11 protein-coding genes are annotated in these 11,375 nt (G+C 59.7%); 7 read left to right on the forward strand and 4 right to left on the reverse strand.

Annotated features, from left to right (window positions below; genetic code table 11):
* Positions 1–83: 83 nt before the first annotated feature.
* Complete coding sequence (locus tag ACTD9P_RS27980; RefSeq protein ID WP_438870189.1) at positions 84–836, reverse strand: DUF2059 domain-containing protein; 753 nt, start codon at positions 834–836, stop codon at positions 84–86.
* Between the two features lie 131 nt (positions 837–967).
* Between ACTD9P_RS27980 and ACTD9P_RS27985 the strand changes: the two genes are divergently transcribed.
* Positions 968–1,600, forward strand: a complete 633-nt coding sequence (locus ACTD9P_RS27985) for a 2OG-Fe(II) oxygenase (protein WP_026013871.1) — start codon at positions 968–970, stop codon at positions 1,598–1,600.
* Between the two features lie 2 nt (positions 1,601–1,602).
* Entirely contained in the window at positions 1,603–2,088 is a 486-nt protein-coding gene (locus ACTD9P_RS27990) for a 2-thiouracil desulfurase family protein (protein ID WP_438870190.1), read from the forward strand.
* A 103-nt stretch (positions 2,089–2,191) separates the two neighbouring features.
* Here the strand turns inward: ACTD9P_RS27990 and ACTD9P_RS27995 are convergent, their stop codons facing one another.
* Positions 2,192–2,686 carry a transporter substrate-binding domain-containing protein gene (locus ACTD9P_RS27995; protein ID WP_438870191.1) on the reverse strand — a complete coding sequence of 165 codons (495 nt, stop codon included), beginning with the start codon at positions 2,684–2,686 and terminating at the stop codon, positions 2,192–2,194.
* A 133-nt stretch (positions 2,687–2,819) separates the two neighbouring features.
* Here ACTD9P_RS27995 and ACTD9P_RS28000 point away from each other — a divergent pair, with 133 nt between their 5' ends.
* Complete coding sequence (locus tag ACTD9P_RS28000; RefSeq protein WP_017139512.1) at positions 2,820–3,260, forward strand: DUF4399 domain-containing protein; 441 nt, start codon at positions 2,820–2,822, stop codon at positions 3,258–3,260.
* 112 nt (positions 3,261–3,372) lie between these two features.
* Here ACTD9P_RS28000 and serA read toward each other — a convergent pair whose 3' ends face one another.
* A complete protein-coding gene (serA, locus tag ACTD9P_RS28005) occupies positions 3,373–4,602 on the reverse strand; it encodes a phosphoglycerate dehydrogenase (protein ID WP_065902258.1) in 1,230 nt (409 codons plus the stop codon).
* A 225-nt stretch (positions 4,603–4,827) separates the two neighbouring features.
* Here serA and ACTD9P_RS28010 point away from each other — a divergent pair, with 225 nt between their 5' ends.
* The 4 genes from ACTD9P_RS28010 (at position 4,828) to ACTD9P_RS28025 (ending at position 9,114) form a co-directional block, all read left to right on the forward strand.
* Positions 4,828–6,222: a D-2-hydroxyglutarate dehydrogenase gene (locus tag ACTD9P_RS28010; RefSeq protein WP_138813417.1), complete on the forward strand. Its 1,395-nt coding sequence runs from the start codon at positions 4,828–4,830 to the stop codon at positions 6,220–6,222.
* A 21-nt stretch (positions 6,223–6,243) separates the two neighbouring features.
* Complete coding sequence (locus tag ACTD9P_RS28015; RefSeq protein WP_438870192.1) at positions 6,244–6,909, forward strand: fumarylacetoacetate hydrolase family protein; 666 nt, start codon at positions 6,244–6,246, stop codon at positions 6,907–6,909.
* Positions 6,910–7,161: 252 nt separating this feature from the next.
* Positions 7,162–8,085, forward strand: a complete 924-nt coding sequence (locus tag ACTD9P_RS28020; RefSeq protein ID WP_438870193.1) for an SdiA-regulated domain-containing protein — start codon at positions 7,162–7,164, stop codon at positions 8,083–8,085.
* 120 nt (positions 8,086–8,205) lie between these two features.
* Positions 8,206–9,114 (forward strand): SdiA-regulated domain-containing protein, encoded by a 909-nt coding sequence (locus ACTD9P_RS28025; RefSeq protein ID WP_017139507.1) that lies wholly within the window; start codon positions 8,206–8,208, stop codon positions 9,112–9,114.
* Here ACTD9P_RS28025 and ACTD9P_RS28030 read toward each other — a convergent pair whose 3' ends face one another.
* Complete coding sequence (locus tag ACTD9P_RS28030; RefSeq protein WP_438870194.1) at positions 9,115–11,061, reverse strand: autotransporter domain-containing protein; 1,947 nt, start codon at positions 11,059–11,061, stop codon at positions 9,115–9,117.
* Between the last annotated feature and the right edge of the window lie 314 nt (positions 11,062–11,375).

Genomic DNA, 11,375 nt, shown 5'->3' on the forward strand with positions numbered 1-11,375 from the left:
GGCTTGCTCGCGAAAGCGGAGTGTCGGTCACTGATTTGTTAACTGACCCACCGCTTTCGCGAGCAAGCCCGCTCCCACATTAGTTACTGCGTCAGGCTTGAAGTGCTCTGGCCGACCGCCAACCCTGCACGAATCGCCGCCAGCGCCGCCTTGTAATACGCTCGGCCTTCAGGTGACTCCGCAAACGTGGCGAATTCTTCCAGCTCCGGGTCGGACAAGTCTCGATAGACGTACAGCAGCGTGTTGTTCAAGTCGTTACCGATCTGCTGCATCAGCCGCTCGCGCTGGCCGTTCAACATGCCTTGCGCCTGACCGCCGCCCAGCAGGCCGGGAATCATTTGGCTCAAGCTGTCGGCCGCCACGCCGGCAATCGCCAGGCTGACTTCCGCACCGGCTTCGCGGGCCGGCAGCGCCTGGGCCAGGTGGCCGATGATCAGGCTACGGGTGGCGTCGGCTTCAATGTGCGGCAGGCCCTTGGCATTTTTCGCCAGTTGGTCGCGGCGTGTGGCCAGCAGTTCGGCGACGATGATTTTGCGGCCCAATGGCGACTGGAAAAACGCCAGGGCCGGTTTCGGGTCCGTCAGGTTCTTGCGCAATTGCGCCTCGGCCCGCTGATCCATGGCCTGGGCGGCGAAGCGTTTATTGCTGTTGTCCACCAGCGCCTGGTACACCGCCGGCGGCAGGCTATTGCGGTAGCGTTGCTGGGCGGCACTGAGGGCGTCATTGAAATGCGCACGTTGTTCGGCCCAGCCGGCGACCTTGTACAACTGGTCATGGCCGTCTGCCCAGGCGGGCAAAACGCAGAACATCAGCAAGGAAAAAAACAAACGACGCATAGGGACTCCTGTCAGTCGGCCACTATTGTCCGTGTCGGGCGTAGGATTTGTCGAGAAATCCTATCAGTCACCTGACTAAAGTGTGTTCAGACGCTCGGCGGCTCTGTCGGATTCATAGGCGTATGGATACTATGCGCGCCATGCAAATATCCCTCGAACACCCGCTGCTGCAACGCATCGTCGACGACCTGGCCGAAAAAGGTTGGTCGCAGCAGAACGGCTTCCTGCCCCAGGCTCTGACCCTGGAGTTGGCGGCTGAGTGCCGTAAACGTGCGGCTGAGGGTGAATTGGCTCCGGCGGCTGTAGGACGCGGACCCGCGCAGGAGATACGCGAGGGCATTCGCGGTGACCATATCCAGTGGCTGGAGGAGGGCGACGCTGCCGTATGCGAGACCTACATGAGCGTGATGGACAGCCTGCGCCTGGCCATGAACCGCAGCCTGTTCCTGGGCCTGGAGGATTTCGAAAGCCACTTCGCGATGTACCCGCCAGGGGCGTTTTACCTCAAGCACCTGGACCGTTTTCGCGACGATGATCGGCGCATGGTCTCGGCAGTGGTCTATTTGAATGACGCCTGGTTACCTGAGCATGGCGGCCAGTTGCGCATGTACCTCAAGGGCGGCGTGGAATACGATGTGGTGCCCACCGGCGGTAGCCTGGTGGTGTTCCTGTCTGGGGAGGTGCCCCACGAAGTCCTGCCCGCTACGCGTGAACGCCTGTCCCTGACCGGTTGGTTTCGCCGACGCGGTAACGAGCCGTTTTAAACATGCAAAAGATTCTGATCAGCCGCTGCCTGCTCGGGCACAAGGTGCGCTACGACGGTGGCGCCAGCGGCCCCTTCGATCAATTGGCGGCCTGGCAGGCCGAAGGCCGTGTGGTTGCGATCTGCCCGGAAGTCTCAGGCGGTTTGCCGACCCCGCGCGCCTCCGCCGAAATCCCCGGCGGGCAGGGCATTGATGTGTGGGAAGGGCGTGCGCAAGTGCTGACGGCCGAGGGTGAAGACTTCAGCGGCGCGTTCCTCGACGGCGCCCGCCAGGCCCTGGCGTTGGCGCAGCGGCATAACATCCGCATCGCCATCCTCAAGGCCAATAGCCCGTCCTGTGGCAACCTGCTGACCTATGACGGCACCTTCAGCGGCGTTAAGGTCAGCGGCGAAGGCGTGACGGCGGCGCTGCTCAAGCGCCATGGCGTGCGGGTGTTCAGTGAGCTGGAGTTGCCTGAGGCGGCCTTGCATCTCTCAAGCCTTGCCTAGATCAAAATGTGGGAGCGGGCTTGCTCGCGAAAGCGGTGTGTCAGCCAGCAAATTAGTTGACTGACACTCCGTCTTCGCGAGCAAGCCCGCTCCCAGAGTTGATCTAGGGTGCCTTTACGACCGGCGTGTCGCCCTCAAACCACTTCTGCGTCAGCGCCTTCAAGCGGCCATCGGCCTTCACCCGCTGCAATGCCTTGTCCAGGCTGCTTTTGAATGCCGGGTTGCCTTTTTGGAATGGAATGGCCAGCTCAGGTGTTTGCTTATAGACCTCACTGAAATCGAACCGATCCTGCAGCGCGGCAGTCATAGCGATATGGTTGATGGCCACGTCGAACTTGCCGCTTTCCACACCCGGCAGCAGGTCAGCGTCATCGACGGTGATGAACGAGGGGCGAACCTCCATTTCCTTGGCCAATTGTTCACCCAGCTCCACTTCAAAACCGGTTAGCTTGTCACCGTCCTTGAAGTTGTACGGCGGGGTGTTGGCCTCCAGGGCTATGCGCAGTTCGCCGCGATCAAACACGTCATCGATCAGTTCGGCGTGAGCCAGTGGGCTCAACAGGGGCAGTAAAAGTACAAGGCCAGGCACAAAGCGCATGGTCGCTCCTAAAGAATTTATGCGTGCGAGGCGCCATTGAGCATCGCTTGCTATGGTGTTGAGTGCCTTGGACAGCAATTTGTCGCGAAGTTGTCATAACCCTACAGATTTCACCGTAAAACTGGAGAAGCGAATGAAAGCCCTTTTGTCCCGTGCAACCCTGGCCAGCCTCTTGCTGGGTGCTTCGATGTTGGCCACAGCCGCTGACGGTATCCCGCGCAGCGCACCACCGGAAGGCGCCAAAGTCTTTATCGTGTCGCCAAAAGACGGCGCCACCGTCGATAAAACCTTCACCGTGAAGTTCGGCATGGAAGGCCTGAAACTGGCCCCGGCCACCAGCCAGGACCCAGGCACCGGCCACCACCACCTGCTGATCGACCAGAAAGAACTGCCGGACGCCAGCGTGCCGATCCCGGCCACCGACACCGTGATCCACTACGGCAAGGCCCAGACCGAAACCGAGCTGACCCTCACCCCAGGCAAGCACACCTTGCAACTGGTAGCCGGCGACAAACTGCACATGCAGTTCAACCCGACTGTAGCCTCGAAAGTCATCACGGTTAACGTGAAATAAAAAACGGGAGCCCCTTGCGGGGCTCCCGTTTTTTATAGCTTCAAGCGGCAAGCCTTAAGCTTCAAGCTAAGGCTTTTTCTTGCCGCTTATAGCTTGCCGCTTGCCGCTGCTGTTAAAACAACACGCGGCTACGAATAGTGCCGTTGATGTGCTGCAGCTTCTCTTGCGCCAGGTCCGAGTACTCGGCGTCAACGTCGATTACCACGTAGCCGACTTTCTCGTTGGTCTGCAGGAACTGACCGGAGATGTTGATGCCGTTTTCTGCGAAGACCTTGTTGATCTCCATCATCACGCCAGGGATGTTCTGGTGGATGTGCAGCAGACGGTGCTTGCCAGGGTGAGCCGGCAACGCCACTTCCGGGAAGTTGACCGAAGACACCGACGTACCGTTGTCGCTGTACTTGACCAACTTTTCCGACACTTCCAGGCCGATGTTGGCTTGGGCTTCAGCGGTGGAACCGCCGATGTGCGGGGTCAGGATCACGTTGTCCAGGCCACGCAGCGGGCTTTCGAAGATGTCGTCGTTAGAGCGGGGCTCTACCGGGAACACGTCGATAGCGGCGCCGATCAGGTGCTTGTCCTTGATCGCGTCGGCCAGGGCGTCCAGCTCAACCACAGTGCCGCGTGCCGCGTTGATCAGGATGCCGCCCTTCTTGATGGCGCGGATTTCCTTCTCGCCGATCATCCACTGGGTCTCAGCGGTTTCCGGTACGTGCAGGGTGACGATGTCGGACATGCCCAGCAGCTCGGTCAGGCTCGCCACTTGGGTGGCGTTGCCCAATGGCAGCTTGGTCAGGGTGTCGTAGAAGAACACCTGCATGCCTAAGCCTTCGGCCAGCACCGACAGCTGCGTGCCGATCGAACCGTAACCGACGATACCCAGCTTTTTGCCGCGGATTTCGAAGGAGTTGGCCGCGCTTTTGATCCAGCCGCCACGGTGGCAGGAAGCGTTTTTCTCAGGAATGCCGCGCAGCAACAGGATCGCCTCGGCCAGCACCAGCTCAGCAACGGAACGGGTGTTGGAGTACGGTGCGTTAAACACCGCGATACCGCGCTCGCGCGCAGCGTTGAGGTCGACCTGGTTGGTGCCGATGCAGAAACAGCCAACAGCCACGAGTTTCTTGGCGTGGTCGAAGATCTCTTCGGTCAGCTGAGTGCGGGAGCGAATGCCGATAAAGTGCGCGTCGGCGATCTTTTCCTTTAACTGGGCTTCCGGCAGAGAACTGGTGATGTACTCAATGCTGGAGTACCCAGCGGCTTTCAGTACGTCGACAGCCGATGGGTGGACGCCTTCCAGAAGAAGGAACTTGATCTTGCTCTTATCGAGAGAAGTCTTGCTCATCTGCGTAAACCTGTATCCCGGAGAAAAATGGCAGGGAATCGAGCAGTTAGTGCCTTGAATCAGTGCACAAGAGCTGACCCGGACGGCAGGAAAGCCGTCACCGCAGAACGCCCTTGGGCTCTGTCCTGCGGGGGCGGTATGCTAGCATACGTGCCCCGCTAAACACCCATTCCTGCGACGTGAAGCGTTCTCAGGATGACCATGAATTGTTCGAGAGTTCCGTCGATGACCCATCCTGCCCTGATTGATGAGCTGAAGACCCTGGTTGAGCCTGGCAAAGTGCTGACCGATGCAGACTCCCTGGAGGCTTACGGCAAGGATTGGACCAAGCACTTCGCGCCCGCACCGACCGCTATCGTGTTCCCCAAGACCATCGAGCAGGTGCAGGCCATCGTCCGTTGGGCCAATGCACACAAGGTGGCGCTGGTGCCATCGGGCGGGCGTACCGGCCTGTCGGCCGCTGCGGTGGCGGCCAATGGCGAAGTGGTCGTCTCGTTCGACTATATGAACCAGATCCTCGATGTGAACCTCACCGACCGTACCGCCGTGTGCCAGCCGGGCGTGGTCACCAAGCAATTGCAGAACGTCGCCGAAGAAAAAGGCCTGTACTACCCGGTGGATTTCGCTTCGTCGGGTTCGAGCCAAATTGGCGGCAACATCGGCACCAATGCCGGCGGAATCAAGGTAATTCGCTACGGCATGACCCGCAACTGGGTGGCCGGCATGAAAGTCGTCACCGGCAAGGGTGATGTGCTGGAACTGAACCGCGACCTGATCAAGAACGCCACCGGCTACGACATGCGCCAGCTGTTTATCGGTGCCGAAGGGACGTTGGGCTTTGTGGTCGAAGCCACCATGCGCCTGGACCGTGCGCCGAAAAACCTCACCGCGATGGTGCTAGGCACCACCGATTTCGACTCGATCATGCCGGTCTTGCACGCGTTTCAGAGCAAGTTGGACCTGACCGCTTTCGAATTCTTCTCCGACAAAGCCCTGGCCAAGGTCATGGGCCGTGGCGATGTACCGGCGCCGTTCGAAACCGACTGCCCGTTCTACGCGCTGCTGGAATTCGAAGCCACCACCGAAGAGGTCGCCAACCACGCCCTGGAAACCTTCGAGCACTGCGTAGAGCAGGGCTGGGTGCTGGACGGCGTGATGAGCCAGAGCGAAACCCAACTGCACAACCTGTGGAAACTGCGCGAGTACATCTCCGAGACCATTTCCCACTGGACGCCGTACAAGAACGACATTTCGGTAACTGTCTCCAAAGTGCCGGCGTTCTTGAAGGAAATTGACGCGATCGTCGGCGAACACTACCCGGACTTCGAAATCGTCTGGTTCGGCCATATCGGCGACGGTAACCTGCACCTGAACATCCTCAAGCCGGAAAACCTCAGCAAGGACGAGTTCTTCGCCAAGTGCGCTACCGTCAACAAATGGGTGTTCGAGACCGTCGAGAAGTACAACGGCTCGATCTCCGCCGAACACGGCGTGGGCATGACCAAGCGCGATTACCTGACTTACAGCCGTTCCCCGGTTGAAATCGAATACATGAAAGCAGTGAAAGCGGTGTTCGACCCGAACGGGATCATGAACCCTGGCAAGATCTTCGCTGTTTAACCGCCCTGAAGGAGTCGTTTCATGAGCTACCAGCACAAGTATGTCGACGGCACCAACATCCACTTTCCCCTGGGCAAAGTGGTGTGCATCGGGCGTAACTACGCCGAACACGCCAAGGAATTGGACAACCCGGTGCCGACCGAGCCGTTGCTGTTCATCAAGCCGGGCAGCTGCGTGGTCGCGCTGGAAGGCGGTTTCGCCATTCCGACCGAACGCGGCTCGGTGCATTACGAGGCGGAAATCGCGGTGCTGATCGGCAAACCGTTGTCGACCAAACCCAGCCGTGAAGAAGTGTTGGACGCCATTTCCGGCTTCGCTCCGGCCCTGGATTTGACCCTGCGCGACAAGCAGGCCGAGCTTAAAGCCAAAGGCTTGCCGTGGGAAATCGCCAAGTCTTTTGACGGCGCCGCCGTGATTGCCCCCTTTGTGGTCAGCAGCACCTTTGCCGACGTGACCGACATCGGCATTCGCCTGACCATCAATGGCGAAGTGCGCCAGGACGGCAACAGCTCGCAAATGCTCAACCCGATTATCCCGATGATCCAACACATGGCCGGCTGCTTCTCGCTGCAGGCGGGCGATGTGATCCTCACCGGCACCCCCGCCGGTGTAGGCCCGCTGAATGTGGGCGATGAGCTGGTGCTGGAATTGGGTGGCGGTAGCCGCTTCGAAAGCAGCGTTCGCTAAGAACCAGGCAAAACGCGGTAAAAAATGTGGGAGCGGGTTTGCTCGCGAAAGCGGAGTGTCAGTCACCGAATATATTGACTGATACACCGCTTTCGCGAGCAAACCCGCTCCCACATTTGTTTGTGGACATCCTCAGAATCCGAGGTATTTTGCATTTTTTTCACACGCCATCCGGATAATCCCCAGCCTCCTGCGCGCGGGTCTGTTGATCCTGTGCTATCACCTAAAGCTGACTCTGCGGAAAAGCGCTCAATGGCCGTGTCCCTGCCTACCCTCACTTCCAAGCCCCGTTCACGTTTTGCCCTGCGCTGGTATTCCTGGCTGTTGCTGGTCGGGGCCATTGTGTACGGCATTGCCTGGGCGATGCATTGGGATGACCGTGGGGTGCTGTGGATCGCCGAGCGCTTCGAAACCCCGGCCGAGCGCCAGGCCAGCGTGTGGCTGCCGGATTACCACGCGGTGATCGATGGCAAGTTGCTGCCGGGCATGGAAAAGGACGAGGCTTCGGATCTGTCCTACAATCCGCAGACCAAAACCCTGTTTTCCGTGATGGGCAAAAACCCCTTCCTGGTTGAGCTGACCCTGCAAGGCGACGTGCTGCGCAAGATGCCGCTCAACGGCTGGAACAACCCGGAAGGCGTCACCGTGATGGAAAACGGCTTGATGGCCATTGTCGATGAGCGCATGCACACCCTGAGCGTGGTGAACGTCGACGCCAGCACCCAGCAACTGAACTATGCCGACTTCAAGCACTATGACCTGGGCCCGTCCAAGGACCAGAACAAGGCGTTTGAAGGTGTGACCTGGGACAAACGCAACCAGCAAATCGTGCTCGGCGAAGAGCGCCCACCGGCGTTGTTCACCTGGAAAAGCGACGGCGCCACGCTGACCGGCGACAAGCAGAAGATCGCCAGCACCGAGTTGGACATGCGCAACCTCTCGGCCCTGGCCGTCGACCCGCGCACCGGGCATTTGCTGGTGTTGTCGGCCGATTCCCATCTGCTGCTGGAGCTGGATGAGCAGGGCGAGCAAGTCAGCTTCATGACCCTGCTCGGCGGCTTCAATGGCCTTAAACACACCATCCCGCGTGCCGAAGGCGTCACCATGGACGAAGCCGGCACCTTGTACATGGTCAGCGAACCCAACCTGTTCTATCGTTTCGAGAAGCAGAAATAGCCGGCAATTACGTCGGATACTTCGCTATCAGCGGCATTCGCCAGACAGTCGACTGCGTTTAAGTTTAAATTCAGACGGGCGTGATACTTATTCGCCACTTTTTGACTTTGAGCTTGCCTGATGCGTCGACTCGCCCGCCCCAAACCCGCGTTTTTTATCCTGTTGCTGCTCGCCCTGGTAATTGCCGGGGCGGTCGCGCAGAACTTTCGCTTGTTCGAGCGGGCCTGGTTCAACCTTCAACACTGGCGCCATCCTGCCGATGAGCGCTCCATTGGCCTGAATGATTACCGGGTAAGCCTGGAAGCCAAGGTTATTGAAGGGCTCGACGATGATGTCTCGGCCCTCACTTACGACCCGATACGCAAAAGCCTGTTTACGGTGACCAATAAAAACGCCGAGCTGATCGAGTTGTCCCTGGACGGCAGGATCCTGCGGCGTATCCCGTTGGTGGGCTTTGGCGATGCCGAGGCGGTGGAATTCATCAGTGACAACATTTATGTGATCAGCGATGAAGCCCAGCAGCGGCTGATCAAGGTGCACGTGAATGACGACACCCAATTTCTCGACGCCGCCGACGCGGAGCAGATGACCCTGGGCGTACACCTTGGCGGCAATAAGGGTTTCGAAGGGCTGGCCTATGACTCGGTGGGCAAGCGCCTGTTCGTGGCCAAGGAGCGCGACCCGATGCTGATTTACGAGGTGCACGGGTTTCCCCATTTCAAACCGGAAAAAACCTACTCGGTGCATGTGATCAACAACCCCAAGCGCGATGCCGGGCTGTTTGTGCGCGACCTGTCGAGCCTGCAATACGACGAGCGCAGCGGGCATTTGCTGGCGCTGTCGGATGAGTCGTTCCTGGTGTTGGAGCTGGACATCGACGGTCGCCCGTTGAGCAGTCTTTCCCTGCTCAACGGGCGCCATGGCCTGAAAAAACGCGTGCCTCAGGCCGAGGGGATCGCCATGGATGACGAGGGCTCGCTGTACCTGGTCAGCGAGCCGAACCTGTTTTACGTGTTCAAAAAGCCCTGATCAGAACATCCATTGCACGCCCAAGGAGTAGCCGGTCTGGCTGCCCTCTGCATGCCCAAGACGGCTGTTGACCTCGGCGTAAACGCCCAACTGCGGGGTGATCGCCAGCTGGCTGCCGATTTGCGCGCGGCCAAAGCTTTTGTCGACTGAACCCAGCTTGGCAGTGCGCGCCTGGCCATCGGCGCGTGCGGTCAATTGCAGGTCATCGAGACGGCCATCGGCCAGCTCCTTGACCCAGGCGATGTCGGCATATGGCAGCAGGCTCACGCCATAGGGCAGGGCGACAGCACCGCGCACGCGCCAGCCGAGGCTGGCTTCCAGGGAGTGGAAAGACTGTTCTTCGTACTCCAGCGCGGTGCGCAGGTTCTGTTTCTCGTGGAATTTATCGATGCGCGAGTGGCTGTAGTCCAGACCGGCAAATGGGCCGCTCTTGATTGCGCCGAAGTCGAAGTCATAACCGCCGAGTACGCGCGCGCCCAAGGACAGTGCGTCAGTGTTGCCGCTCAGTTGTTGATTGAGCAGCACCGGGCCGCCATTGGCTTGGATCAGCAGGTTGCGCTTGGCCTCAAAACGCGTATGGCCGGCGCTCAAATCGCCCGCCAGCCAGCTTGGCCCGCCATCGTTGAGCAAGGCATAGACCGCGGCCTGCCAGGTGTCGCTGTCGAGTTTGCCGCGTTGCTCCAGCTTGTCGCGACCATTGAGGTAGCTGAGGCTGGCGCCGATATTCAGGCTGGAGGTGAGCTGATAGTCGCCCAAGGCGTGTACGCCCAGGCGCCGGGCGTCGCGGTTGAGCGGGCTGTCGAAGCCGCTGTCCGGGGTGTATTCGCCGTCCATGCCGATTTCGCCGTCGAAGCTTCCAACCTCACGACTGGCCGCTTGCAAGGTCAACCAACGGCGATCATGCAGGCGCACCGTGGCCTGGTGCTGGCGTTGCAGGTTGTCCTGCATATTGCGCGCAACGGCGCCGCCCGAGGCGGTCGAAGCCAGCAGGTCGGCGTTGGTCAGTTCCAACACCAGGCGGCTGAGCAGGCGTGAGTAATCGCGCAGGCGCTGGTCGATGCGTTCCTGGCCAAAGGCATTGGTCAGCACGGTTTTGTTGTCTTCTGCCGGGTCATGCCAGGTGGAACCGCCGGGAATCTTTGGGTTGTTGGTCTGGGTGTAACCGTCCAGATCGCCCAGTTCCCAGTTGGTGGCTTCGATGTACAAAATCGGGATCTTCAGCGGTTCGAACGGCTCGCCATCACTGCAGCAGCCGGTGCCTTTGGGGTATTGCGGGTCCAGGCCGGGGTTGGTGAACAACGGGATGTTCAATTCCTTGGCGATCTGGAAGGTGTGTTCGCGCAGCGATGCCAGCGCGGGGTTGGCGGTGCTGTTCTGGCCGGCGTGGGCGTACATCATGTCGCCGGTGATCAGGCTGTCGAGGTTGATCATCGCCAGCATGTTCGCGCGTTGGCTGGTGCTGAGTGAGTCGACAAAGGCTTTGGAGCCGCGCAGGCCTTCCTCTTCGGCGCCGAAGGCGACCACTTGCAGGCCGTTTTCCAGCTGCAAACCGCCGAGGTTCTTCGCCACTTCGGTCAGCACGCTGGCGCCGGAGCCGTTGTCGTCCAGGCCTTGCAAGGTCGGGCGGCCGAAGTAGGTGTCGAAGTGCGCGCCAAGCACCACGTATTGCGGTTTAGTGCCCGCAGCATAGGCCACCACGTTTTGCGAGGCGCGGGTGCCGTTGTTCCAGGTGAAGTTCTGGCGACTGAGGCTGTAGGCCGACCCCATCTGGCTTTGCATCCAATCCGCCGCGCCGGCGAAATTGGCCGTGCCGCGATACCGGCCGGGGTAATCGTTGATCAGCTTTTCCAGGGTGGTATTGGCGTGCTGGCCGTAATCGTAGGCCTGGGTTTGCGCCGACAGCAGGCTGCCGACCACGCTGATCGCGAGGGCGAGGGGCTTTATCACAAGGTCTTCCTTGAGGTGATTGAAGTGTTCCAGCCCAGACCCTTTGCACAATGCGCGCCTCATTCCATGGGCGAGCGCGAAGTGGCGCATTGTTAAACGCGTGGGTCGCCTGGCTGTAATTTGTAACGGATTTGATACTAAGAGAGGCGTGGGATGCCGTGATATGGCGCACGGTTTTGGCGAGGGGTGCTGCAAAAAGTAGCGGTTTTGTTACACGGAGTCCGAGTCGAGCACAAATCAAAATGTGGGAGCGGGCTTGCTCGCGAATGCGGTGTATCAGTGCCAGATCAGTTGACTGACACACCGCATTCGCG

It is taken from the genome of Pseudomonas onubensis (assembly GCF_965653655.1).
GTDB lineage: Bacteria > Pseudomonadota > Gammaproteobacteria > Pseudomonadales > Pseudomonadaceae > Aquipseudomonas.